Origin of the sequence: Millionella massiliensis (assembly GCF_900104655.1) — a bacterium.
In the GTDB taxonomy this organism is placed as follows: Bacteria; Bacteroidota; Bacteroidia; order Bacteroidales; family Rikenellaceae; genus Rikenella; species Rikenella massiliensis.
The window spans coordinates 1,987,013-2,009,836 of record NZ_FNWD01000002.1; the positions used below are offsets into that span (position 1 = coordinate 1,987,013).

Sequence of the window (22,824 nt, forward strand, 5' to 3'; positions counted from 1 at the left end):
GCAATATAATAAATTTTATGGGACTTTGTTACGTATATGCTATTCAAAAAGTGGAATATATCGATGCAATCGATTGCGTTTTCGGTTGAAAGATCTATTTTTGTGAAGAGTAATCAATTTTTTTCTGTCTTTTTGCCTGCCAGTGGTACGGTGATGGCCGGAACTGCGTGGTGTATCAGCTCAGTTGTACCCATCGTGGATTATAGAGCAGGTAGGAGCAGGTTTTTCTGAATGATAAAGAGTATTGCGATGCGTTTGCGAACCTTAGCGCTTTGTTGTTTGTTGTTGCTGTCTGCCGGAGGGTATGCTGCCGGGGCGACAGATGGTGATCTGGATACCCTGAAAAGGCGTATGGCCGAGTCTTATCTGGTCGTCACGCAGTGTGATCCGGCCGTGCTCGAGCGGGTCAACTTTATTGTCCGAAACACGGATGGTACGGATATGGTGATTCGAGAGTTGCCCGAGGGAGCCAACGATAGTCTGACGGCTATCTGGATGCGGACGTTTGATCCGGCCGACAGTACGTGGCACGATCTCGACTACGCCAGTCAGCAGCGAGGCGCCTGGCCGCCCGCCTTTCATGTGCAGCGTATCTCGGAGATCGCGCGATCCTACAAGACTCCGTCGTCCCCTTGGTTCGGACGGGCGGATGTGCGTCGGACGTTGCATGCTGCGCTGAACAAATGGTTCGATCTCGGGTTGCAGTGCCCGAACTGGTGGTACAACGAGATCGGAGGCCCCCGTCTGCTGGCTCCTGCCCTGTTGCTGCTCGATGAAGAGTTGAGCGACGCGGAGCGTGCGCGGGCCATCCGCTATATGAAGCAGGCGAGGATCGGTATGACTGGGCAGAACCGCACGTGGCTGGCCGGGAATGTGCTGGTGCGCGGTCTGCTCGAGCGGAACGACACGCTGGTGCAGGCGGCACGTGATGCCATTGTGGCCGAGGCGGCCGTGGCACCCGAAGGCAAGGAGGGAATCCAGCCCGACCACAGTTTTCATCAGCACGGGCCGCAGCAACAGTTCGGCAATTATGGTTTGGCTTACGTGAGCGGCATTGCCTCCTGGGGTAAGATATTTCAGGGCACGCGTTATGCCCTCAGCGACGAACAGACCCGCGTGATGCGCGATCTGGTGGTGGGCGGCATGGCCAAAACGATCTGGCGCGGCATGATGGACGTTAGCTCCTGCGGGCGGCAGCTCTTCCCCAACACGCAGGAGGGGAAGGCGCTCGCTTTCGGCCGGGTGCTGCTCGACATGGCGCGTCTCGATCCCGAATACGCCGACACCTATCGGGCGTTGTACGATGAGTTGATCCGCGGGCACGAGACCCCGCGAGCCGAATTTACGCACTTCCGCTGCTCCGACATGAGCATCTACCGCCGGGGGAGCTGGATGGCGACCCTGAAGATGTCTTCGGACCGGGTGGTCGGCTCCGAGGTGGTGAACGGCGAGAACCTGCTCTGCAATCAGATGGCCGACGGTGCCCTGCTGCTGTATAAAACAGGTCGCGAGTACCGGAACATTGCGCCCGTTTGGGATTATACGCAGATACCGGGCATTACGACTGCTGTCGACAGCGATACGTGCTACCACAATGGCGGATACAAGGAGTTTCGCGGGGGTACTGCGTATGCCGGCGGTCTGGTCCTTTCGGATACCGCGTTCGGTGTGTCGGCCACGGTGGTGGAGCGCGACGGTTTGACGGCCCGCAAGATGTGGTTCTTCTCGCCCGATTATATCGTCTGCCACGGAACCGGAATCAGCGGTCGTTCGCGTTACGGTTTGCGTCCGGTGCGAACCTCCGTGGCGCAGCAGCTGGCCGACGGTCCCGTGCGGATCACCGACAACCGGGGACGCTTGCATCTCTTCGAAATCGGTCAGCCGGTTCGTCTGCCCGACGGGTGCTGGCCCGTGCTGGTCGAGCATGCCGGGACGGGGTACTGGTTCCCGGATTCGGCCACGGCGCGTCGGGTGGAGGTGTCGCTCGGACCGGTGACGGGCAACTGGCGGCGTTTCGCCACGATGTACGATACGACGGCCGTAACGGCCGATCTGTTCGAGTTGACCATCGTTCACGGAATGGAGCTGGCCGATGCGGGCTATACGTATGTGATCGTGCCGGAGATCGACGGTGTCGAAGGTTGGCGGGGGATACGTACTCGCCTGTCGTTCCGGCTGACCGATACGCCGAATGCCACGGCTTTCGAATGGCTGGGGGTGCCGACGAAACTGGCGGTATGTTTCGGAGCCGGACGTGTCGAATGGGCCGATGGAGCGTACTTGGAGAGCGCGGCTCCGGCTCTGGTGGCTTGTGAAGGCGACGGGCAGTTGTTGGCGGCCGATCCGATGCGGCAGGAGGCGCCGTGTCGGATTGTAGTCGGGCGTCGCGGCAGGCAATATGGAACGGCTGTATTCGATTGGAGCGGCTCTTCGGGCAAAACTTTACGCGGAATAGTGAAATAGTGCAAATAATTTCGTATATTTATTACCGAATTATTCACTAAAATCCATTGACAATGAAAAAGTTGATTATTGCATTGGCAGCCCTGTTGCTGCCCGTGGCATCTATTCAGTCAGCTCAGGCACAAGAGTACAATACGGCGATCGGAGTGAACCTCGGTGCCGATATGGGATTCGGTTTTAAACACTTTCTGGGTGAACGGAGCGCCATTGAGGCGCAGTTCGGCTATAACCTCGGTTGTGACGGGGTAATGTTGTCGGCCGTTTACCAGTATCATGTTCCGCTGGCTACGGGCTTCAGCCTCTATGCCGGTGGTGGTTTGAATATTGGTGTGCTGCACCTGGGTAAACACCAAGAGTCCGATTTTGCGATCGGTCTGGATCCGACAGTCGGTTTTGAATACAAGTTTGCAGGTGCTCCTATCGCGTTGGCTGTAGACTACAAACCGAACATCAACTTTACGCCCCATTCACAGTGGGATCTCGCAGCGTTTAAGATCCGCTATACCTTCTAGTCCGGAGGGCAAACGTTTCGCACTTGCCGCAAGGCGTGAGGTGGCGTTGTGACGAGCGGTTTTGAAGAGCGTTTTTTGAAATCGTTGAAATCAACGAGTGGCCGATTCTTGGTGTGGCAGTATGTAGAGTAAGGAGTGCCTGTGTATGGAGGTGATAAGAGGGGAGGGGCCATAGAGGTGAGAAGATTGCGTGCGGAACGGATACAGGCAAAGTGCGAATCGAGCAACGTGAAATGAAAGAACGGCAACCTGTTACGACAGGTTGCCGTTCTTTTTGTATGAGAAGCCTTGTGTGGAAAGCTATCGGAGAGCGTGATTTTATGGGATAATGGCTCCTCCGTTGTGTCGAATAGCCTGCGGAATGCCTGGTGAATACCTTGTTGGGCAACGCAGGCAGGAAATAGCTTGTGTACGGGCGCTTTGTATGCGGATGCGGGGTTGACCGGTCGCGGGATGTTAGGAGCGGCGGAAACTTTGCGAAACAAAGACCAGTATTTTCGGTAGGCCGGTGCGCCAGTAGGTCCAACTGTGGCCCCCGTTCCGTACGCGGTATTCGTGCGGAATGCCGTTGTCGCGCATCGTGATGTGGAGCATGGAGTTGCCGCGGTAGAGAAAATCGTCGTCACCACAGTCGATGCGGAACCGTACGGCGTTTTTCTGTTCTTTGGGCATGGCGGCCATCAGGTCAATTACGCTGTTTTTGGCCCAATGTTCTGTCGTGATGTTCGGACCGAAAATCTGCTCGAAAAGCTGCGGAAACGTGCCGCCGTTTTTTTGCAACTCTTCGGTCGTGAAGACTGCGGCGCTCAGCGGACAGCAGGCCGAGAACAGTTCGGGGTGGTGGAGGGCATACAGCAGCGAACCGTAACCGCCCATCGAGAGACCTGCAATGGCCCGATACTCCTTTTCGGTGCGGGTGCGGTAGGTCTGTTCGATGTGGGGGATCAACTCCTGAAAGAACATCTCCTCGTAATTGAACTTGCCGTCGTACTGGTTGACGTACCAGGTTTGCCATCCGTCCGGCATGACGATGATCATCTGTGTGGCGTCGCCCGAAGCAATGGCCCGGTCGGCGATGGCCTGGACCTCTCCCTGTTGGCTCCAGCCGCGGTAATCGTCGCCCAGACCGTGCAACAGATAGAGTACGGGATAGGTGCGCTCGTTGGTATCGTAGCCGTCGGGCAGGTAAATCGCATATTTTACGGTGCGATTCAGGATTTTGCTCTCGAACGAACATTCTTGTTTTAATGTGCTGGCTTGCAGTGCGTTGATCGTCGTCAGGAGAGCGAAAACCAACAAAAGAAAAAATCTTTTCATAAAATATTTTTTGGGATGTTTGCAAATATAAAGAAAATTGCCGTATATTTGCACACGGAATTTTCGGGGTGTAGCACAGTCCGGTTAGCGCGCCACGTTCGGGACGTGGAGGTCGGAAGTTCGAATCTTCTCACCCCGACCAGTAAAGTTCCTAAAAAAGAGGTATCCATCGTGGGTGCCTCTTTTTGTTTTGGTGCTATTCGTCATTTGGGGCCGGACGAAGGAGGAAGGAAACGGTTCTGACCGCTCGTCGGTGTGCGCAGGCGTAGGGGGGACTCTTGGCGGGATGGATGGACATGCGGGCGGGACGTTCTGTTGCGAAATCGGATCTTGTTACAGTGGCGGGATATTGTCATTTGCCGCTATGGTATTCTGTGCGGTAGACTTTTCTGTCTATATGTAGTTCCCGGGATGCTTTCTGTTGATCTTCTTGAGGTAAATGCGGTTCGGGGTGTCCCGGTTTTATCGAAAATCTCTATCTTTGTTAGCGTAACTCAAACGATTGCATAAACCATGATACACGATTCGCTGGGAAGCAGCGCCGCCAAATATGAAGCGTTGCATCCGCTTTTCCCTCAGCTGTTTGAATATCTCGACAGCCACCTCGACGAAATGGCCGATTCGGCTTTCGACGGAAAACACGTCATTCAGGGCGACGACCTGTTTGTGATGGTGGGCACCCATGCGCTCAAGCGTCCCGAAGAGGCTGCTCTCGAGGCGCATGACCGTTATATCGACGTACAGGTGGTGATCGCCGGGGCCGAAAGTTTCGGCTGGGCCCAGCGCGCTGCCTGCACCGAACCGCGCGGCGAGTTCGATGGCGATAACGATATTGTTTTCTATAAGGATATGCCCACCAGCACCGTGACGGCACTGGCCGGCGAGTTTGTCATCTTTTTCCCCGAGGACGCCCATGCTCCCCTCATTCGCCCCGAAGGAGTAAGCGGGGGATGTCGCAAAGCGATCTTTAAAGTGAAAGTGGCCGGGAAATAGAAATAGGACACTCGTGATTATTCGGGGAGAAGAGCCAGCAGGCGTCTGTACCCGAAATATACGGTGGCCAGGAGAAGGCAACAGGCGGCCGGTGACGGAATATTTGCCGGTCGAATCGGCTTGCGCGGTTACACTCTGCGACTATTCCGGAGGCTGCTTCCGAGGCTCTTGTTGCCCCTATTGCAAATGTTGAAACTACTAATCCATTCGATCCATACCATGATTGACCGCAAACTGAATCTGGGCCTGTTGGCTTCGCTGGCGTTGTGTACGACCGGTGCGCAGGCGGCGGGTTTCGCTCCCAAATCGAAAAAAGGAGAGCCCAATAAACCCAATGTCGTGATTATTCTGGCCGATGACCTCGGTTTTGGCGATATTGCCTGCAACGGCTCGTTTCAGACCATCTCGACCCCGAACGTCGACCGTTTGGCCGCACAGGGCGTCCGTTTTGCCAATGCCCATGCCACGGCCGCAACCAGTACCCCCGCCCGGTACAGCATCCTGACCGGAGAGTATGCCTGGCGTGAACCCGGTACCGGCATTGCCCCAGGCGATGCGGCGATGATCGTCACCCCGCAGCACCAGACTCTGCCCGCGATGATGCAACGTGCCGGATATACCACGGCGGCCGTCGGAAAGTGGCACCTGGGGCTGGGCGACAAGGCCGGCAAACAGGACTGGAACGGTGTGGTTACTCCCGGTCTGAAGGATATCGGGTTCGACTACTCTTACATCATGGCCGCGACGGCCGATCGCGTGCCCTGTGTCTATATAGAGAACGGCCGAGTGGTCGGATTGGATCTGGTGAACCATCCCGAAGACTCGATTCGGGTAAGTTATAAGAAACCTTTTCCCGGTGAGCCTACCGGACGTAAGAACCCCGAGCTGCTCAAAATGAAGGCCAGCCACGGACATGACATGGCCATCGTGAACGGTATCGGCCGGATCGGGTACATGACCGGCGGCGGTGATGCGCTGTGGGTCGACGAGAACATTGCCGACACGATTACCAGTCGTGCCGTGCAGTTTATCGAACGTTCCGTAGCCGAACAGCAGAGTGCCGCGGAAGGAGAGGCAAAGCCCTTCTTCCTCTATTTCTGTACGAACGACATTCACGTGCCGCGTTGGCCGCACGAACGTTTTGTCGGCAAGAGCGGCATGGGACCGCGCGGCGATGCGATTCTGCAGTTCGACTGGTCTGTCGGACAGGTGCTCGATGCGCTGGATTCGCTGGGGGTGGCCGACAATACGCTGGTGATCCTCTCGTCGGACAACGGTCCGGTGGTGGACGACGGCTATCAGGACCGGGCGGTCGAACTGCTCGGCGACCATAAACCCTGGGGACGCTTCCGCGGCGGGAAATACAGCATTTTCGAAGCCGGAACCCGTGTGCCTGCCATTGCCCGCTGGCCGAAACACATTCCGGCCGGCAAGGTTAGCGATGCGGCGGCTTCGCAGGTCGACTGGTTTGCATCGTTGGCTGCGCTCGTGGGGCAGGAGCTCTCTGCCGGTGAGGCGCCTGACAGCCGCAACCACCTCGAAGTGTGGCTCGGCAAGGATCGCAAGAAGGGACGTGCCTATATCGTCGAAAATGCCGGCACGCTCTCCATTACGGTCGATGACTGGAAGTATATTGCCCCGAGCAACGGTGCCGCCCGGAACAACGATGTGAACATCGAGCTCGGGAACTCGAAGGAACCGCAGCTCTACAACCTCGTGGAGGATATGGGCGAACGGAACAACCTGGCTGCGCAGTATCCCGAAAAGGTGGCCGAACTGGCCGCCATGCTGGAACAGGTGCGTAAGCAGAACGACCGTCAGTGATGGGGTGCGCGGGGATTTCGACCTGGCGTCGGTGGAGCCTGTGGTGCATCGGCGTATTGGCGTTGTTGTGCGGTCTCGGTCGGAACGGATCGGCTCGGGCGGCTTCGCTGGAGCAGCCGGCAGTGAACAGTTGGATAACGGCGGCCGATCGGCTGGCTCGCGATATCCGGAAACTGGCGGAAGATTCGTTGTTTGCCGGTTGGTTTACTGCGGATGACGAGGTCAGGGCGCTGGTCGGGCAGATCGGGAGAGCCGGGTACGGCGCGCTGCAAAAGATATCGGTTGTTGAGGTGCCCCGGGCCGATCTGGCAGCCGGATTGGCGACGCAGATCCAACCTGTTATGGATAGTGCGACCGTGGGGCGCTTCGTCTCGATGATGCAGAACCGAATCAATCCTTTCCTGGTCGTTTCGATGACGAACGGGCAGCAGGATGTCTCTTTTCTGGCAGCCTCTTCCCTGATGATCGAAAGCCGCACCTATATCCAGCCGCTGGATTGGCGCGACGACCTGTTGCTGGTGCTGGACTACGGAGCGGAGTATGCCGTGGCGGTGGCTTTCTGGCTCTCGGGCGAACATACGGTGACGGGACAGGCTGCTTTTGTCCGGACCGAATGTGTGGCCGGGCTGTTGGATTGGTTCGAAAAGTTGTGCGGCAGGTCGGTGACGGTGCTGACCGGTCGAAAATTGAAACAGGAGAATTTATGACACCTTTCAGACCTGTACGGAGGCAGGACCGCCTGCTCGACTCCTCTGCCGCGGAGGAGCTGTTGTCCCGCGGGGAGTATGGCTTTCTGGCGATGTGCTCGCCGGAGGGGTACGGCTATGGAATCCCGATCAGTTATGTCTACCGCCCGGAGCGGCATTGTCTCTATTTTCATTGTGCTCCCGAGGGGCACAAGTTGGATGCCGTCGCGGCCAATGACCGAGTCAGTTTCTGCGTCGTCGGCGCCACGCAGGTGCATCCCTATACGACGGCTTACGAGTCGGCCCATCTGTTCGGGCGCCTTGCGGTCGTGGAGGATGATGCGGAACGCTGGGAAGCGTTGCTGGCGCTGAGGGCAAAGTATAATCCGGAACTGGCCGACGCGCCGGATACCTATATTCGTCGATCGTTTGCCCGGACGGTGGTGTTGAGGCTCGACGTGGAGCATCTCTCGGGTAAATGCAAGCGGGTTCCTCCCGCTGGGAAATAACGTTCGTGCAGATGCTGGCAAACGGCTGACTGATCTGTTTCTTTTGGGAGCAGGAACGTCGGAAAAGTGCAGTCAAAAAAGCCTGTTACACAGTGGAGCAAAGTGTTGCTCGGACTGTGTGACAGGCTTTTTCGTGTGTGGTTGGGAGAACGACCCGGCGTGTGATCGTGGCGTTGCTTCAGGCAGGTTGAGGTGCTGCGGAGGGCGGCTGTTGCCGGACGCTCGTCGCTCGTTGTTGCGGGTGGGGGCGCGGTGGCCGGTATCCCGGAGGGCGGCAGATCAAGATTGGTTAGTTTCCGGGATCGCGCGGGCTGTGCTCATATTTCCTCACCTTCGAGCTCCTTGTCTCTGCCTTTCTCTCTCTGGCTTTTCCCTCTCTCGGGTCTTTCTCTTCCTTATACGCGTATTCTCACCGTATTCCCTTGTGTCTGCACGCTCTATTCTTCCGTCCCGGCATCCACTGTCTATCCCCCCGCAGAACAAGCTATTGGTATTGCTCGATGGCGGCGATAAAGGTTTCGGGGTCGTCGCAGCTGACGACGTACTGGTCTTCGTAGATGTTCTCGATCAGTACGAAGTTGCGCCATTGCGAGGCGTAGAGGCGAAATACTTTGCGTGCCCGGAAGCTGAAATAGTATCCGTAGTAGCCGCCAATACCGTAAACGCCCCAGATGGGGATGCAGTATTTCATGACGGCGGGGTCGAGCAGCTGCACCTGCCGGATGTCGCGGACGGGGATCTTGGCCAGTTCCATCACGCAGTGGATCTCGACGGAGTGTGGCGAGACGCGCATGAAACGGGGGATCGAGAGGGCGGCCAGCAGTAACAGTGCGATGATGACGGTGGTCACCCAGGCGGGCAGGTAGCTGCCGCCGGAGGAGTAGAACAACCATCCTACGCCTCCGGCAATGAGCAGCAGTGCCAACAGGGTGATCCATCGGGCTCGTTTGTCGATCCGGAAGCGGAACTTATGGTCGATGATTTCGGTCGGCGTTGCCATTGGATCAGAAGAAAATGCTGCGAGCCCGCCGGGTGGTGGCTTCCATTACGGTTTCCACGGGGATGCCTTTGATTTCGGCGATCTTGGCTGCGATGACCGGAATGTGGGCGCTCTCGTTACGGGTTCCGCGGTAGGGCACGGGGGTCAGGTAGGGAGAGTCGGTCTCCAAGACGATGTTTTCGATCGGGATGTGTTCAACCACCTTGACTGCCGAGGAGTTCTTGTAGGTGATGAACCCGCCGATGCCGACTGCGAAGTCGCCGAGTTTCTCGATCTCCTGATAGTCTTTCAGGGTTCCCTGGAAGCTGTGGAAGACGCCGCGGATCTGTCCGTGGAGGGGCTCCAGCAGGGGGAAGATTTCGTTCCATGCGTCACGCACGTGCAGAATCAGGGGCAGGTTGTACTCGATGGCGAGTTGCATCTGGATCACGAGCGCCTGGCACTGTTCGGTCAGTGAGCTGGTGCTCCAGTGCAGATCGAGTCCGACTTCGCCGATGGCGCACCATTTGACGGGTTGTTGTTGCAGCATCTGGCGGACGATCTGCAACTCTTCGCGCCATTTGGTGTTTTCGTTGACCGAAGTGGGGTGCATCCCGATGGCGGCGTGGCATACGTCGGGATATTGGCGCACGGTGTCGATCATGGCTTGGTGGCTGCGCGAATCTACGGCCGGCAGGATGATCTGGTTGACGCCTGCGGCCACGGCACGTGCTATGGTCTCGGCCCGGTCGGCGTCGAAGTCGGCGTCGAAAAGGTGGGCGTGGGTGTCGATGTAACCGGTCTGCACGGGGGCGGACGTTACAGAGTGAGGAGTCTGTTGTAAACTTTCCATGCCATATCTATCGTATTAGTTTCGGCGCTGATGGAGTAGGGTTGGGTGGCAGTGGTCCATTCCGCTTCCATGGGGTAGTAGTCTGCCGGAGGCTGCTCGCCTCGGTTCATCGCGTCGAAAAAGGTTTTCCAGCGGGGGTAGTAAAAGTCGCGTAACATCCCGCCCCATTCGCGGTGGGCGTAGTCGTGCAGGCCGCCGACGTTGGCGGCATGACGGTTGCCCCACGTGGTCAGCAGGGTACGGGCGTTCCAGCGGTAGTAGTCCTGTTCGTCGGGGTAGTAGCCCCAGTGCATGGCGGCTTCGATCCACGGGCCGACCATGAATTCGGTCCGGGAATTGAGCAGGCTGTCCTGCAGCAGGATCAATCCCAGAAAATCGTCGGACAGCTTCTTGAATTGCGGTCTGTCGTTTTTGTCGTAGGCGGCTTCGATCTGCTTGAGCAGTACGTTGGCCTTATCGGCTACGGCCTGCCGGGCGATGTCGGTCAGGTCGTATTCGAAGTTGTTGCAGCCGCGGAATCGGTCGGCCACTTCGAGCATCAGCCCCAGAGCACGTTGGGTCTCTTTGGCGTCGTAGTACATTTTGGCGGTGCCCCAGGTCGATGTGTTGTCCACTCGCAGGGCGGGGCGGGCGCACAGCACCGATTCGGTGGTCCCTTCCTGAACGCTGGTGTAGGGCGGATCGTAGACGGAGTTGGCGAGGATTTTCCAGGCGTCGACCACCTGGGGAAGGGTGTGTCCGTAGCGGGCGAGGACGTATTTTTCGAGCCACTCCATGCGGTCGAACTTTTCGGGCCGCCAGGGGAGCTCGTAGAGCAGTTCGAACATCACGGGGTTGTTCTCGATGCCTTCGGGGGTGGTGCCGACGCCCTGCATGAAACGGGCCAGGGGGTTGTCGGCGGCTTTCATCTCTTTGGCCATGTAGTAGCCGTCGATCACGCGCTGCATCTTGCCGAACATGCCGACGTTGCCGCCGAAGTTCAGGAGCATGCAGTAGACCCAGTCGTGACGGCCGTATCCGTTTTCACGCCGCCAGGGCGATTGGGGGTCGCCCCACATGGGACGGGATTCGCTGAAGAGGTCGAGGATCAGCACGTCGCCGCCGGGCAGGTCCTGGATCATCTCGGGGTGGGGGCAGCTTTGCCAGGCTTGTGCCACCCACACGGCAGCGGGATTGGCGCGTTTCATGGCGCTGTAGATGGCTTCGCCGGCGCGGGGCAGGTCGACGCCGGCGGTCGAACCGCCTTCGTGGAAGGGGTCGATGGCAAAGTATCGGGCGTCGTCGCCGTAGAGGGCTTTGAGGTTCTTATAGTAGATGTCGGCGATCTTGGGGAACATCGGATCGGTGGGTTGCAGGAAGGCGGGACGCTGGTAGCCGCACCACAGACCGGGATTCTGGATCTGAGTGAGTCCCAACTGGCGCCACATGGTGCTGTCGTTGGGGATCATGCCGGCATATCCGGCAAAGACGGGTTGGATGCCCCATTCGCGGTAGCGTTCGACGATCTTCTGTTCGAGTTCGGTCTGTTTTTCGTACCAGCTTTGGGGGTTGGGGCCTCCCCACGCTTCGAGGTTGTTCATCAGCCACCAGGCCTGATGGGCGGGGCCGGCGATGAAGCGGTCGATCTGTTCCTGGTTGAATCCGAGTTCCTGCAGGGTGTTGCGCCATACGGTGGCGGTGCCGGTCAGCGACAGGGGCAGGGTGATGCCGTGCAGGGCCATCCAGTCGATCTCCTGTTCCCACCGTTTCCAGTCCCAGAAGGCGGTGGAGTAGGAGAAGGTACAGTAGTTCATGTAGTACCGTACCAACATGTCGGTCGAGTGGCGTTCGGGCTGCTTGGGTTTGGGCAGTCGGACGTTGCTCAGCCGGGGGTGGGGGTTGTTCCACGAAATCTGAATGCCGGCGTAGTATTTCAGGTACCAGTTGAGGCCCACGGCAATCGAGAGGTAGTTGTTGCCGCGGATCAGGACTTTGCCGCGTTTGGTGTCGAGTTCAAAGAAATCTTCGGGTGACTGTTGGTCGGTGAGTTCGAAGATGAAACGGGAGCTCTGGCCGGGTTGGATGCGATCGACGAGGGCTGCAACGGGGTTGTCCGCCTTGGCGTGGGCGGACAGCGGCAGGCCGATGAGGAGCATAAACAGTAGGGTGAGCAGTCGTCGCATGGGGTAGGGGGCGTTTGGAAATGAAAACAGGTTGGGGGGTTAAATATGTGCGTTGTTGAATGCGTAGGCGATTTGTTGGGCGATGTTGTCGACGGCGTTCTGCATCTTGTCGCCGACCATCATTTTCAGCATGGGGTTGAGCTCGATGTCGAGCACGATGCGCATGTGGGTATTGGGGCGGACGGCACCGTCGGGGGTCGTATCTTTCATCTGTGCCCAAAAGGTGAAGGGGATGGGCAGGCCGCCGGCAGCGGTGTCGGGGCACACCTTGATGAGTTTGTTGGGTTGGCGTTCGGCCATCTTCAGGCCTACGGTAAAGCCTTTGGCACGGAATTTACAGGTCTCTTCGGTGGCTTCCCAGCCGTCGACCTTGTCGGCGAGAATGGGGGTGAAGTTCTCGAAGCTGGAGAGAACGCGGAAAATCATCTCGTCGGGACGTGCGATTTGCACTTGTTTGCTGGTGTATCTCATGCAGTTTTTTAAGGGTTTCTGTATCTTGTGTCTGGTCTGTCCGGCTCCGGGCGGATCGGCGCTGTTCGTTGTCCGGTGGGGACGATCCTTTGTCCTCGGGGGAGCGGCGTGCTGTCTGTGGGGAAGCGTAGACCCCAATTGCCGGAGAATGAACGATCGGACTGCGGGTTATATTTTCCCAGGGCTGGTGTTTCCCCCTTTCGGGTTTGCCATTAAGGCCGGTACGGGAGCGTCTTCTTCCAAAAATGTCGGCTGTGCTGACGGAAGTTTCGGCAGATGGAACCGCGCGAAGTGAGGCCGAAAGGCGGGTGTTTGTGGAGCCTGTGGATCCGGCCTCGTGTCTGCGATGCCTGAGGTTACGGTCTTGCGTTTGCGGTGTCTGTGAATCCGGTCGCGCGTTTGTGAAACTTGTGGATCCGATTCCTCGTTTGCAATGCTTGCGGCTTCGGTCTCGGCCCCGGGGGTTATCGGTTCCAGGTGTCCGGAGATTTGCGCCACTCGCGCAGGGTCTCCATCTCTTCGGGCTTGATGTAGTTCTGTTCGGCTGCCAGCTCGATCAGGGTGTTGTAGTTCGAGAGGGTCTCCAGTTCGACGCCCGCTTTCTCAAAGTTGGCCGTTGCCGTCGGGAAACCGTAGGTGAATATGGCAACCATGCCCAACACTTCGCATCCGGCGTTGCGCAACGCTTCGACTGCTTTGAGCGAGCTGCCGCCGGTGGAGATCAGGTCTTCGACCACGACCACTTTGGCGCCGGGTTCGTAGTATCCCTCCACCTGGTTGGCCATACCGTGGTCTTTAGGTGCAGAGCGTACGTAGATGAAGGGTTTGCCGAGCTCTTCGGCGGTCAGCACGCCGCAGGCAATGGCGCCGGTGGCTACGCCGGCGATGATGTCGGCCTGGGGGTACTTCTCGGCGATGATCCGGGCGAATGCCTGATAGATCTCTTTGCGTGCGGCGGGGTAGGAGAGGGTCTTGCGGTTGTCGCAGTAGATCGGTGAGTGCCACCCGCTGGCCCAGGTGAAAGGATTTGCAGGGCTGAGTTTTATTGCCTTAATTTGCAGCAATGTTTGTGCAATCTTTTTGCCGGTTTCCATATGAAAAAAGTCTATTATTTAGATAACGTGGTCGCGTTCGGCACTCCGGTGGAGTGCGCCGCCCTGTCGGCATCGGCCGATGCTTCGTGGCTCGTGATCGATACCGGTGCGTTGGGCGCCGAGGCTGGTAACATGCTCGGATTAACAAATTTGCAGAGAATTTTCGAGACTGCCAAATCCGTGGCTTTCGTTTCGCCCACCGACGAGGAATCTGAACGTCTTTTTGCCGAATTCGGGGCCCAATTCGTCCCGATCGAAGCGGGGGGCGGACTGGTCAAGGCTCCGCGCGGCGAGGTGCTGATGATCTACCGCAACGGCCGTTGGGACCTGCCCAAAGGCAAACTGGAACCCGGCGAACAGATCGCCGAGTGTGCCGTCCGGGAGGTCGAAGAGGAGTGCGGAATCACCGGACTTCAGCTCGGGAAACTCCTGACGCGCACCTATCATCTCTATGAGCTGCACGGCAAGTGGATTCTGAAACGGACGTCGTGGTACGCCATGACGAATGACGGAGCGGGCGAACTGACGCCTCAGATCGAGGAGGGGATTACCGATATCCGTTGGATCGCTCCGGACAATATCCATTTCTATGTGGAAAATACCTACGCTACGATTCGCGAGGTATTTGCCGCTGCGGCGAAACATTAGGAGTGGCCGTGAATGATGCTGGCGGCGGCTTGCGGTGCAAGGCGTTGCGTTGACGTGTGTGCGGCTGCGAGGCGTATTGGCAAGGTAAAGCGGGATGGCCGTGGTGGTGAGGGTATGTGGCGGGTGATTGGCAGGGATGCCGCTTCGAAATGATATGAAACAGGGCGTTCGGTATGTCAAAATACCGGACGCCCTGCTTTTTGTCTCTCTTATTCGATAGATCAGTAAAAACAAGGGGTCGGTATGATCGTCATACCGACCCTTTGTTGTGTACATGTTCGTTGTGTAGTCTTCCGGGCCGTTGAGGTTCGGCACGCCGAGTGGTGTAGTGCGGTGACCTGGCGCGAGGTGTCCCGAAGCGAACCGGACTCGTTGGGAGTGCATCGGTGCTGCTCGGAATGGCGGGGGCCAACGCGGATCGCTCGGGCGGCGCGGAGCGGCCGGAGAAGAGAAGGCTGGGCTATTTCAGTACGCCGAGCTCTTTGCCCACTTTCGTGAAGGCGGCTACGCAGCGGTCGAGGTGTTCGCGTTCGTGACCGGCGGAAACCTGTACGCGGATACGGGCCTGATCCTTCGGAACAACCGGATAGTAGAAGCCGGTGACATAGATTCCTTCGTCGAGCAGTTTGGCGGCGAAGTCCTGCGACAGTTTGGCGTCGTAGAGCATCACGGCGCAGATGGCCGACTGGGTGGGTTTGATGTCGAACCCGGCAGCCATCATCTTGTCGCGAAAGTAGGTGACGTTTTCGGCCAGTTTGGTGTGCAGGTCGTCGCTTTCGGCCAGCATCTTGAAGAGTTCGATACCGGCGCCGACCACTGCCGGCGGCAGCGAGTTGGAGAAGAGGTAGGGGCGTGACCGCTGACGCAGCATGTCGATGATCTCCTTGCGACCGGTGGTGAAGCCGCCGACGGCACCGCCGAAGGCTTTGCCCAGCGTACCGGTGATGATGTCGACGCGTCCGCGGACGTCGAAGAGTTCGGTGACGCCGCGACCCGTTTTGCCGACCACGCCGGCTGAGTGGCATTCGTCCACCATCACGAGGGCTTCGTATTTTTCGGCCAGTTCGCAGATCTTGTCCATCGGGGCCACGTTGCCGTCCATCGAGAAGACGCCGTCCGTGACGATGATGCGGAAGCGTTGGGCCTGGGCCAGTTTCAGCTGGTTTTCAAGGTCGGCCATGTCGGCGTTGGCGTAGCGGTAGCGTTTGGCCTTGCAGAGACGCACCCCGTCGATGATCGAGGCGTGGTTGAGCGAGTCGGAGATGATGGCGTCCTCTTCGCTGAGGATCGGTTCGAACACACCGCCGTTGGCGTCGAAGCAGGCGGCGTAGAGAATCGTCTCTTCGGTGCCGAAGTAGTCCGAGATGGCTTTTTCGAGCTCTTTGTGGATGTCCTGCGTACCGCAGATGAAGCGTACCGACGACATGCCGTAGCCGTGCGTGTCCATGGCCCGCTTGGCGGCTTCGATCAGTCGGGGGTTGTTCGAGAGACCTAGGTAGTTGTTGGCACAAAAGTTGAGTACCTGTTTATTGCCGGTTACTGTAATTTCTGCCTGCTGACTGCCGGTGATGATCCGTTCCTTTTTGTAAAGGCCGGCGGCCTCGATGGCGGCCAGTTCGTCCGTCAGATATTGTTTAACTTTGCCGTACATAGCATTTGTGAGTTTAGTTTCCGCAAAGTTATTCTTTTGGCGGAAGAAAAGCAATGCCCGTTTCCCTGCTTTGTTTCCGGTGGGTGCGGCTGGGTTTTCGACGGGTCTGTGAGGGAATCTGGCGGAGCGGTTGTGGCTACGAATAATTCGGAGAAAGAATGAAAAATTTGGATTGTTTCTGTCGAAGTGTTTAAATTTGTGCCCTTTTCGTAGAAGATGTGCAATATTACAGCATTTTGACACGTTTTAATAGAGTAGTTGTAGAACTTTCGAAACAAAACTGGTTTTGGCCAGCCTGCAAATAAAAAATTACGATTTAAGCATACGAATATCAAGATGAGCTCACAGGTGAAAACAGAAAAGCAAGAGCCGCGCGAAACCGTTCAGCAGACTCCTCCCAAGCGGCGGCCCGGGCGTCCGCGCAAGACCGACAAACCGGTGGTGGCCGGCCCGCGGGGCGTGAAATCCGAAGCTGCGAAATTGAGCCGTCTGGCGGCCAAACGTGCCGGCACCTCCACGCGTGAACTGATTATTGCCAGTGCCAACCAAATCATCAACCGTACCGGCGTGGTCGATTTCCGGATCGAGACGCTGGCACAGACCCTTTCGCTCAGCCCCGGCAATATCACCTATCACTTCCCCAAGAAGGAGGATATCATTACCGCAATCTGGGAAGAGTATATCTCGGTGATGCGTGACACCACCGAAGAGATGCTCACGCCGCTGCTCGACATCAAGCAGCTTTTCCTCTATTTCCGCACGGCTGCCGCCAAGGCCGTGTCGTATGTCGGTGTTATCTGCTACTACTACGGCGACATGGGTGCGCTGCGTCGCGAGAACGCCGCATTCCGCAAGGAAATCGAACTCAGTCGCGAAAAAATCTTCGCCAGCTACGACACACTGGCCCGGAACGGTTACATGAAACCGATTGAGGACTCCGAGTTGCGCGAGCTGACCTTCAACTCGCAGGTGACCATGCTGCGCTGGTGGCTCAACCATGCCCTCACGAAGGTCGACGAGCAGAACCTCACGTCGCAGATCGACCGTTACGTAGGTCTTTCGCTGTTGCAGTTGTTGCCCTATCTGACCGAAGAGGGTAAGCGACAGTTCGCCAGTATCATTAACCTGATAAAATAATCGACGATGCCCGATAAAATCAAAACTGCCAGAAAAAAAGCGGGAGCTTCCGACGTGCAGCCCGAAGAACCCTCGACCCGCGAGCAGATCCTCCGCCGGTCGCTGGAACTCATCAACGAACGCGGAATGGTCGATTTCCGTATCGATACCCTCGCCTCGTCGCTCGGCCTCAGCCCCGGCAATATCACCTACCACTTCTCGCGCAAGGAGGATATCTGTGTGGCACTCTGGGAACAGTACCTCGAAGAGTACGGACAGGTCGTGCGGTCGCTGACCACGCTGCTTGACATGAAGCAGCTCTATCTGCTCAACCGCATCAATATCTATCTGAATTACAAATATCGCGGCGTGGTGATGTTCCGCAGTGCCGACCTTGGTGCCATGACGCGTGACATTCAGGCCGGACGCGAAAACGAAAGCGAACATTTTGCCATCTCGCGCCGTGTCATGTCGCTGCTGAAGCAGAACGGTTACCTGGAGCCCGGCATCTCTGACGAGGTGATCGAAGGAACGCACGTGTACCACTATGTGATGATGCGCTGGTGCGTTAACTTTGCTTTTCAGGCCTACGCTCCCGAAGAGGTCGAGTCGAAGCTCGACTACCTGGCCCTTCTGTCGCTTCATGCCCTCTATCCGTCGTTGAGCCAGAAAGGGCGTGATGAGTTTGCGCAGATCATGACGATTGTCAACTCCGGCAACCTGAGCGGAGATCAGTCGGCCTAAGTTCTGGTTGGGAGATCGACGTCCTCCGGATGACTGTATATCAAACGCCCCGCGATCCGTACTCGACCGCGGGGCGTTCATTCGCTGATAAATAGGGAAACGAAAATAATATAAGTAGAATAGGTATTCCTGATATATTCTTGTATAGTCGGAGAATGCCTATCTTTGCCGTAAGGGCGATGTGAGCCGTAATAGCATCATCCGACGCAAGAATACTAAGTTTGTATTGCAAAAATACAATTTTATATTGTAACAAACAATACCTCCGACGCAAAAAATGACAGATTGGCAACGATTGGAACAGGTGATTAAGATGGTCGGATTGTCCACCAATGCGTTCGCGCTCGCCATCGGTTTGGGGCGGAGTGAAACCATCTATCAGATCAAACGTGGCCAACACGGGATCAGCAAAGCGTTGGCTCAAAGGATTGTACAGAAGTATCCGGACATTAATATCGCCTGGCTGCTGACCGGCGAAGGCAAAATGACGGTAGCTCCGCAACCCGCTCTGCCAGCGACAGAAACACGTCACCGCACGATCCCGTATTTTGACAAGGATATATTTCGAATCGTTGCTGCCGACCGACTGCCCGCTGAAGCCTCCGACCATATATATATATACCCGGATTCGAGGATTGTGATTTTGCCGCCGTCGTGACCGGGAGTGACTGCGGATCGGAATTCCCGGCTGCCTCGCTCGTGCTGGTCAAACAGGTTGCCCCCGCAGATCCGGTACTGTCCGGTCGAATCTATCTGGTCGTGACTGCGGAGTGGGTGCGCATGTGCTCCCTGCATGCACGTCCGGAGCGTCCCGGAGAGTTGCGGCTTGGTGCTCCGAGCGGTTCCGGAGAGCCTTTCGTGACCCTCGGTCGGGAGTGTATCCGCAGCCTCTATCTGGTCGCAGGAGTCGTTCTGCACAAGGGTTTTTAGCCGCTGAAACGCCATAAAACGGCTAATGGATTGAAAAAAAGCGAATAAAGGACGAAAAAGTTTGCAAATTCAAAACCAATGCGTATCTTTGTCGTCCGAAATGCCCCTCTTCGTGGGTGCACGTTGTTTTGAAAAGTTGAATTTTCGGGCGGATACCAGAGTGGCCAAATGGGGCAGACTGTAAATCTGCTGGCGTACGCCTTCGGTGGTTCGAATCCATCTCCGCCCACTACCCGAAAATCTCCGGCCGTTGAGGCCTGAATCGTCTCGGGAGCCTCTTCCGGTAGGGAAAGGCGTGATGCTCCACGGTGTCGATGACGGCCGAGAGTGAGTGTCCAAAAATGCAAGCGAACGTCTCTTCGCGAAGGTGTGAAGGTGTTGCGGTCGCCTGCTCATGTGAAAAAGCAAGCGGAAGTAGCTCAGTTGGTAGAGCATTAGCCTTCCAAGCTAAGGGTCGCGGGTTCGAACCTCGTCTTCCGCTCTTTTTTATAGAGACTAAACAAAACAACAATTTAAACGCTTACAACCCATGGCAAAAGAAAAATTCGACCGGTCGAAACCGCACGTGAACATCGGTACCATCGGTCACGTAGACCACGGTAAAACCACGCTGACCGCAGCGATCACTACCGTGCTGGCCAAAAAAGGTCTCTCGGAACTGCGTTCGTTCGACTCGATCGACAACGCGCCGGAAGAAAAAGAACGTGGTATTACCATCAATACCTCGCACGTTGAGTACTCCACCGCAACCCGTCACTACGCACACGTAGACTGCCCGGGCCACGCCGACTATGTGAAGAACATGGTAACCGGTGCCGCTCAGATGGACGGTGCCATCCTCGTTGTGGCTGCAACCGACGGTCCGATGCCTCAGACCAACGAACACGTACTGCTCGCCCGTCAGGTGAACGTACCGCGTATCGTCGTGTTCCTGAACAAATGCGACATGGTTGACGACCCCGAAATGCTCGACCTCGTTGAACTCGAAGTTCGCGACCTGCTGAACAAATACGAATTCGACGGCGACAATACCCCCATCATCCGTGGCTCTGCACTGGGTGCCCTGAACGGCGAACCGCAGTGGGAAGAAAAAGTTATGGAACTGATGGATGCTGTTGACTCCTACATTCCGATTCCTCCGCGTGACAACGAAAAACCGTTCCTGATGCCGGTTGAAGACGTATTCTCGATCACCGGTCGTGGTACCGTGCTGACCGGTCGTGTTGAAACCGGTGTGATCCACGTAGGCGACGAAGTCGAAATCGTAGGTCTCGGCGAAAAAGCTAAGAAATCGGTATGTACCGGTGTCGAAATGTTCCGCAAACTCCTCGACGAAGGTGAAGCTGGTGACAACGTCGGTCTGCTGATGCGTGGTATCGACAAGAAAGAAGTTAAACGTGGTATGGTTGTTGCCAAACCCGGTTCGATCACCCCGCACACCAAATTCAAAGCCGAAGTCTACATTCTGAAAAAAGAAGAAGGCGGTCGTCACACTCCGTTCCACAACAAATACCGTCCGCAGTTCTACCTGCGTACCCTCGACGTGACCGGTGAAGTTCAACTCCCGGAAGGCGTTGAAATGGTAATGCCGGGCGACAACGTGACCATCACCGTGGAACTGATCTACCCGGTTGCCCTGAACGTCGGTCTGCGTTTCGCTATCCGCGAAGGTGGCCGTACCGTAGGTGCAGGTCAGATCACCGAAATCATCGCCTAATTAGCGACGATATAATCCCAGGCGGCACGACACACAGTGCCGCCTACTTATAGGGGTGTAGTTCAAGGGCAGAATAGCGGTCTCCAAAACCGTTGATGGGAGTTCGAATCTCTCCACCCCTGCCAAAAGAAAAAAGCGATGAAAGCTACTTACGTCAAAGAAGCCTACAACGAACTGATCCACAAAGTGACCTGGCCGTCATGGAGCTCGCTTCAGGGCAGCGCCATCGTGGTCATGGTTGCCTCTTTGATCCTGGCACTGGTCATTCTGGCCATGGATATCAGTTTCGAGACCATCATGAAAGGCATTTACAGCATCCTTTACTAATTCGGACGACATAATTTCGGCACCAAGCAATGAGCAACGGAGAAAAACCGGTCTTGGAATGGTACGTCGTGCGTGCCATCGGCGGTAAAGAGAAAAAGGTCAAAGAGTATCTCGAATCCGAGATCCGTACCCTTCACCTCGAAGACTATATCGCCCAAGTGCTGATTCCGACCGAAAAAGTATATCAGGTACGTAACGGTAAAAAAATCACCAAAGAACGCATCTCGTATCCGGGATACGTATTGGTTCAAGCCGCCCTCGTGGGCGAAATACCGCATATCTTGCGCAACGCTCCGAATGTACTCGGTTTTCTGAGCGACACCAAAGAATCCTCCCTGCAGGCCACGCCTCTCAGACCTCAGGAAGTCAGCCGGATCTTGGGTCGTGTGGACGAGCTCGCCACTCAGGAGGAAGAAAACGAAACCCCCTATGTGGAAGGCGAATCCGTAAAAGTGATCGACGGACCTTTTGCTTCCTTCGTCGGCACGATCGAGAAAGTCGATAACGAGCGTAAGAAACTCCAGGTTTCAGTCAAGATATTTGGGCGTAAAACTCCGATGGAACTGAGTTTTATGCAAGTAGAAAAAGAGTAATTAACAACAATCGAGATGCAAACTGTGGGTCCGCGAGGATCCGCATTTTGTGTTTCAAAGGAAAAAAGCTATGGCAAAAGAGGTTGCAGGTTTCATCAAACTGCAAATCAAAGGTGGTGCCGCCAATCCCTCGCCGCCCGTAGGGCCGGCCCTGGGTTCCAAAGGCGTGAACATCATGGAGTTCTGCAAGCAGTTCAATGCTAAAACGCAGGACAAGGCTGGCAAAGTATTGCCCGTTGTAATCACTGTTTACAGCGACAAATCGTTCGACTTTATCGTCAAACAACCGCCGGTGGCCGTACAGCTTAAGGAAGCAACCAAAATCCAGGCAGGTTCCGCTGAACCGAACCGTAAGAAAGTCGCTTCCATCAGCTGGGAACAGATCGAAGAGATCGCCAAAAGCAAAATGGACGATATGAACTGCTTTACCGTTGAATCCGCCATGCGCATGGTAGCCGGTACGGCTCGCAGCATGGGTATCAGCGTAACGGGTGAATTTCCTAACAAATAAGGAGTAAAAGTCAGAACACATGAAACTTACGAAAAACAGAAAAGCAGTCCTGGCTAAAGTAGAGCCCGGAAAAGTGCTCAAAGTTGACGAAGCTGCCGCACTCCTCAAGGAAATTACCTTCACCAAGTTCGACGCCTCGGTCGATATCGACGTACGTCTGGGTGTGGATCCCCGTAAAGCAAACCAGATGGTTCGCGGCGTGGTGACCCTCCCCCACGGTACCGGTAAAACCGTTCGTGTGCTCGTACTCTGCACCCCCGACAAAGAAGCCGAAGCTCAGGCAGCCGGTGCTGACTACGTCGGTCTCGAAGAATACGTGGAAAAAATCAAAGGCGGTTGGACTGACGTTGACGTCATCATCTGTACCCCCAACGTAATGGCCAAAGTCGGCGCTCTGGGTCGTATCCTCGGTCCGCGCGGTCTGATGCCTAACCCCAAAACGGGTACCGTGACCATGGAAGTCGGCAAAGCCGTAAACGAAGTCAAAGCTGGTAAAATCGACTTCAAAGTCGACAAATTCGGTATCGTACACACCTCGATCGGTAAAGTTTCCTTCGAACCCAAAAAGATCGAAGAAAATGCCAAAGAGTTCCTGCGTACCATCCTGAAACTCAAACCGGCCGCAGCCAAAGGCACCTACGTCAAGAGCATCTACCTCTCGACCACCATGAGCCCCGGTCTGCAAATCGACCCGAAATCCGTTGACTAATCGACTAACAATAAG

General features: G+C 56.3%; 23 protein-coding genes and 4 tRNA genes. 20 read left to right on the plus strand and 7 right to left on the minus strand.

From position 1 onward, the window contains the following. Window positions 1-351 precede the first annotated feature (351 nt). Window positions 352-2,463, plus strand: a complete 2,112-nt coding sequence (locus BQ5379_RS07690; protein WP_071134893.1) for a polysaccharide lyase family 8 super-sandwich domain-containing protein — start codon at window positions 352-354, stop codon at window positions 2,461-2,463. 53 nt (window positions 2,464-2,516) lie between these two features. After that, window positions 2,517-2,975 carry a hypothetical protein gene (locus BQ5379_RS07695; protein WP_071134894.1) on the plus strand — a complete coding sequence of 153 codons (459 nt, stop codon included), beginning with the start codon at window positions 2,517-2,519 and terminating at the stop codon, window positions 2,973-2,975. Between the two features lie 456 nt (window positions 2,976-3,431). Here BQ5379_RS07695 and BQ5379_RS07700 read toward each other — a convergent pair whose 3' ends face one another. Next, complete coding sequence (locus tag BQ5379_RS07700) at window positions 3,432-4,292, minus strand: alpha/beta hydrolase (RefSeq protein ID WP_071134895.1); 861 nt, start codon at window positions 4,290-4,292, stop codon at window positions 3,432-3,434. A gap of 64 nt (window positions 4,293-4,356) precedes the next feature. On the opposite strand from BQ5379_RS07700, the gene BQ5379_RS07705 reads away from it, so the two are divergent. From BQ5379_RS07705 to BQ5379_RS07725, 5 genes are all read left to right on the plus strand, one after another. Next, a tRNA-Pro gene (locus BQ5379_RS07705) sits at window positions 4,357-4,434 on the plus strand. Between the two features lie 371 nt (window positions 4,435-4,805). Further along, complete coding sequence (locus tag BQ5379_RS07710) at window positions 4,806-5,285, plus strand: NanQ anomerase/TabA/YiaL family protein (protein WP_071134896.1); 480 nt, start codon at window positions 4,806-4,808, stop codon at window positions 5,283-5,285. Between the two features lie 186 nt (window positions 5,286-5,471). Then, the gene (locus tag BQ5379_RS07715) at window positions 5,472-7,109 is read left to right on the plus strand and encodes a sulfatase family protein (RefSeq protein WP_235846045.1); all 1,638 of its coding nucleotides are present in this window, start codon (window positions 5,472-5,474) and stop codon (window positions 7,107-7,109) included. Then, window positions 7,106-7,816, plus strand: coding sequence for a hypothetical protein (locus BQ5379_RS07720; RefSeq protein WP_143039420.1), 711 nt, complete (start codon window positions 7,106-7,108; stop codon window positions 7,814-7,816). The genes BQ5379_RS07715 and BQ5379_RS07720 overlap by 4 nt, the downstream gene beginning before the upstream one ends. Next, a complete protein-coding gene (locus tag BQ5379_RS07725) occupies window positions 7,813-8,304 on the plus strand; it encodes a pyridoxamine 5'-phosphate oxidase family protein (RefSeq protein WP_071134899.1) in 492 nt (163 codons plus the stop codon). Before BQ5379_RS07720 ends, BQ5379_RS07725 begins: the two co-directional genes overlap by 4 nt. Before the next feature lie 484 nt (window positions 8,305-8,788). Here the strand turns inward: BQ5379_RS07725 and BQ5379_RS07730 are convergent, their stop codons facing one another. The 5 genes from BQ5379_RS07730 to pyrE all read right to left on the minus strand — a co-directional run bounded on the left by BQ5379_RS07730 (window position 8,789) and on the right by pyrE (window position 13,863). Further along, window positions 8,789-9,304 carry a PH domain-containing protein gene (locus tag BQ5379_RS07730; RefSeq protein WP_071134900.1) on the minus strand — a complete coding sequence of 172 codons (516 nt, stop codon included), beginning with the start codon at window positions 9,302-9,304 and terminating at the stop codon, window positions 8,789-8,791. A 4-nt stretch (window positions 9,305-9,308) separates the two neighbouring features. Next, entirely contained in the window at window positions 9,309-10,136 is an 828-nt protein-coding gene (locus tag BQ5379_RS07735) for a TatD family hydrolase (RefSeq protein WP_071134901.1), read from the minus strand. Then, window positions 10,103-12,298: an alpha-N-acetylglucosaminidase gene (locus tag BQ5379_RS07740; protein WP_071134902.1), complete on the minus strand. Its 2,196-nt coding sequence runs from the start codon at window positions 12,296-12,298 to the stop codon at window positions 10,103-10,105. The genes BQ5379_RS07735 and BQ5379_RS07740 overlap by 34 nt, the downstream gene beginning before the upstream one ends. Before the next feature lie 39 nt (window positions 12,299-12,337). After that, window positions 12,338-12,769, minus strand: a complete 432-nt coding sequence (locus BQ5379_RS07745) for a hypothetical protein (protein WP_071134903.1) — start codon at window positions 12,767-12,769, stop codon at window positions 12,338-12,340. Between the two features lie 464 nt (window positions 12,770-13,233). After that, complete coding sequence (pyrE, locus tag BQ5379_RS07750) at window positions 13,234-13,863, minus strand: orotate phosphoribosyltransferase (protein ID WP_071134904.1); 630 nt, start codon at window positions 13,861-13,863, stop codon at window positions 13,234-13,236. Between pyrE and BQ5379_RS07755 the strand changes: the two genes are divergently transcribed. After that, entirely contained in the window at window positions 13,864-14,511 is a 648-nt protein-coding gene (locus tag BQ5379_RS07755; protein WP_071134905.1) for an NUDIX hydrolase, read from the plus strand. A 460-nt stretch (window positions 14,512-14,971) separates the two neighbouring features. On the opposite strand, the gene kbl is transcribed toward BQ5379_RS07755, so the two are convergent. Further along, entirely contained in the window at window positions 14,972-16,162 is a 1,191-nt protein-coding gene (gene kbl, locus BQ5379_RS07760) for a glycine C-acetyltransferase (RefSeq protein WP_071134906.1), read from the minus strand. 348 nt (window positions 16,163-16,510) lie between these two features. Between kbl and BQ5379_RS07765 the strand changes: the two genes are divergently transcribed. The 12 genes from BQ5379_RS07765 (at window position 16,511) to rplA (ending at window position 22,809) form a co-directional block, all read left to right on the plus strand. After that, window positions 16,511-17,299, plus strand: a complete 789-nt coding sequence (locus BQ5379_RS07765) for a TetR/AcrR family transcriptional regulator (RefSeq protein WP_159431232.1) — start codon at window positions 16,511-16,513, stop codon at window positions 17,297-17,299. Window positions 17,300-17,305: 6 nt separating this feature from the next. Further along, a complete protein-coding gene (locus tag BQ5379_RS07770) occupies window positions 17,306-18,022 on the plus strand; it encodes a TetR/AcrR family transcriptional regulator (RefSeq protein ID WP_071134908.1) in 717 nt (238 codons plus the stop codon). Window positions 18,023-18,299: 277 nt separating this feature from the next. Next, window positions 18,300-18,680, plus strand: coding sequence for a helix-turn-helix domain-containing protein (locus BQ5379_RS07775; RefSeq protein ID WP_071134909.1), 381 nt, complete (start codon window positions 18,300-18,302; stop codon window positions 18,678-18,680). Further along, a complete protein-coding gene (locus BQ5379_RS11140; protein WP_143039421.1) occupies window positions 18,677-18,952 on the plus strand; it encodes a hypothetical protein in 276 nt (91 codons plus the stop codon). Before BQ5379_RS07775 ends, BQ5379_RS11140 begins: the two co-directional genes overlap by 4 nt. Before the next feature lie 146 nt (window positions 18,953-19,098). Then, a tRNA-Tyr gene (locus BQ5379_RS07780) sits at window positions 19,099-19,181 on the plus strand. A gap of 179 nt (window positions 19,182-19,360) precedes the next feature. After that, window positions 19,361-19,433 (plus strand) — tRNA-Gly (locus BQ5379_RS07785). 48 nt (window positions 19,434-19,481) lie between these two features. Beyond that, entirely contained in the window at window positions 19,482-20,669 is a 1,188-nt protein-coding gene (gene tuf, locus BQ5379_RS07790; RefSeq protein ID WP_071134910.1) for an elongation factor Tu, read from the plus strand. Between the two features lie 51 nt (window positions 20,670-20,720). Further along, window positions 20,721-20,794: transfer RNA gene (locus tag BQ5379_RS07795), tRNA-Trp, on the plus strand. A 13-nt stretch (window positions 20,795-20,807) separates the two neighbouring features. Beyond that, window positions 20,808-20,996, plus strand: a complete 189-nt coding sequence (gene secE, locus BQ5379_RS07800; protein ID WP_071134911.1) for a preprotein translocase subunit SecE — start codon at window positions 20,808-20,810, stop codon at window positions 20,994-20,996. A gap of 29 nt (window positions 20,997-21,025) precedes the next feature. Further along, window positions 21,026-21,589, plus strand: a complete 564-nt coding sequence (nusG, locus tag BQ5379_RS07805; RefSeq protein ID WP_071134912.1) for a transcription termination/antitermination protein NusG — start codon at window positions 21,026-21,028, stop codon at window positions 21,587-21,589. A 70-nt stretch (window positions 21,590-21,659) separates the two neighbouring features. After that, window positions 21,660-22,100: a 50S ribosomal protein L11 gene (gene rplK / locus BQ5379_RS07810; protein ID WP_071134913.1), complete on the plus strand. Its 441-nt coding sequence runs from the start codon at window positions 21,660-21,662 to the stop codon at window positions 22,098-22,100. 19 nt (window positions 22,101-22,119) lie between these two features. Then, window positions 22,120-22,809 (plus strand): 50S ribosomal protein L1, encoded by a 690-nt coding sequence (gene rplA, locus BQ5379_RS07815; RefSeq protein ID WP_071134914.1) that lies wholly within the window; start codon window positions 22,120-22,122, stop codon window positions 22,807-22,809. Window positions 22,810-22,824 lie beyond the last annotated feature (15 nt).

What these genes read in the sequence shown, in the direction of transcription:
- BQ5379_RS07690 (WP_071134893.1), top strand. Translation starts at nt 352, where the DNA reads ATGGCCGAGTCTTATCTGGTCGTCACGCAGTGTGATCCGGCCGTGCTC.
- BQ5379_RS07695 (WP_071134894.1), top strand. Translation starts at nt 2,517, where the DNA reads ATGAAAAAGTTGATTATTGCATTGGCAGCCCTGTTGCTGCCCGTGGCA.
- BQ5379_RS07700 (WP_071134895.1), bottom strand. Translation starts at nt 4,292, where the DNA reads ATGAAAAGATTTTTTCTTTTGTTGGTTTTCGCTCTCCTGACGACGATC.
- BQ5379_RS07710 (WP_071134896.1), top strand. Translation starts at nt 4,806, where the DNA reads ATGATACACGATTCGCTGGGAAGCAGCGCCGCCAAATATGAAGCGTTG.
- BQ5379_RS07715 (WP_235846045.1), top strand. Translation starts at nt 5,472, where the DNA reads ATGTTGAAACTACTAATCCATTCGATCCATACCATGATTGACCGCAAA.
- BQ5379_RS07725 (WP_071134899.1), top strand. Translation starts at nt 7,813, where the DNA reads ATGACACCTTTCAGACCTGTACGGAGGCAGGACCGCCTGCTCGACTCC.
- BQ5379_RS07730 (WP_071134900.1), bottom strand. Translation starts at nt 9,304, where the DNA reads ATGGCAACGCCGACCGAAATCATCGACCATAAGTTCCGCTTCCGGATC.
- BQ5379_RS07735 (WP_071134901.1), bottom strand. Translation starts at nt 10,136, where the DNA reads ATGGAAAGTTTACAACAGACTCCTCACTCTGTAACGTCCGCCCCCGTG.
- BQ5379_RS07740 (WP_071134902.1), bottom strand. Translation starts at nt 12,298, where the DNA reads ATGCGACGACTGCTCACCCTACTGTTTATGCTCCTCATCGGCCTGCCG.
- BQ5379_RS07745 (WP_071134903.1), bottom strand. Translation starts at nt 12,769, where the DNA reads ATGAGATACACCAGCAAACAAGTGCAAATCGCACGTCCCGACGAGATG.
- pyrE (WP_071134904.1), bottom strand. Translation starts at nt 13,863, where the DNA reads ATGGAAACCGGCAAAAAGATTGCACAAACATTGCTGCAAATTAAGGCA.
- BQ5379_RS07755 (WP_071134905.1), top strand. Translation starts at nt 13,864, where the DNA reads ATGAAAAAAGTCTATTATTTAGATAACGTGGTCGCGTTCGGCACTCCG.
- kbl (WP_071134906.1), bottom strand. Translation starts at nt 16,162, where the DNA reads ATGTACGGCAAAGTTAAACAATATCTGACGGACGAACTGGCCGCCATC.
- BQ5379_RS07770 (WP_071134908.1), top strand. Translation starts at nt 17,306, where the DNA reads ATGCCCGATAAAATCAAAACTGCCAGAAAAAAAGCGGGAGCTTCCGAC.
- BQ5379_RS07775 (WP_071134909.1), top strand. Translation starts at nt 18,300, where the DNA reads ATGACAGATTGGCAACGATTGGAACAGGTGATTAAGATGGTCGGATTG.
- tuf (WP_071134910.1), top strand. Translation starts at nt 19,482, where the DNA reads ATGGCAAAAGAAAAATTCGACCGGTCGAAACCGCACGTGAACATCGGT.
- secE (WP_071134911.1), top strand. Translation starts at nt 20,808, where the DNA reads ATGAAAGCTACTTACGTCAAAGAAGCCTACAACGAACTGATCCACAAA.
- nusG (WP_071134912.1), top strand. Translation starts at nt 21,026, where the DNA reads ATGAGCAACGGAGAAAAACCGGTCTTGGAATGGTACGTCGTGCGTGCC.
- rplK (WP_071134913.1), top strand. Translation starts at nt 21,660, where the DNA reads ATGGCAAAAGAGGTTGCAGGTTTCATCAAACTGCAAATCAAAGGTGGT.
- rplA (WP_071134914.1), top strand. Translation starts at nt 22,120, where the DNA reads ATGAAACTTACGAAAAACAGAAAAGCAGTCCTGGCTAAAGTAGAGCCC.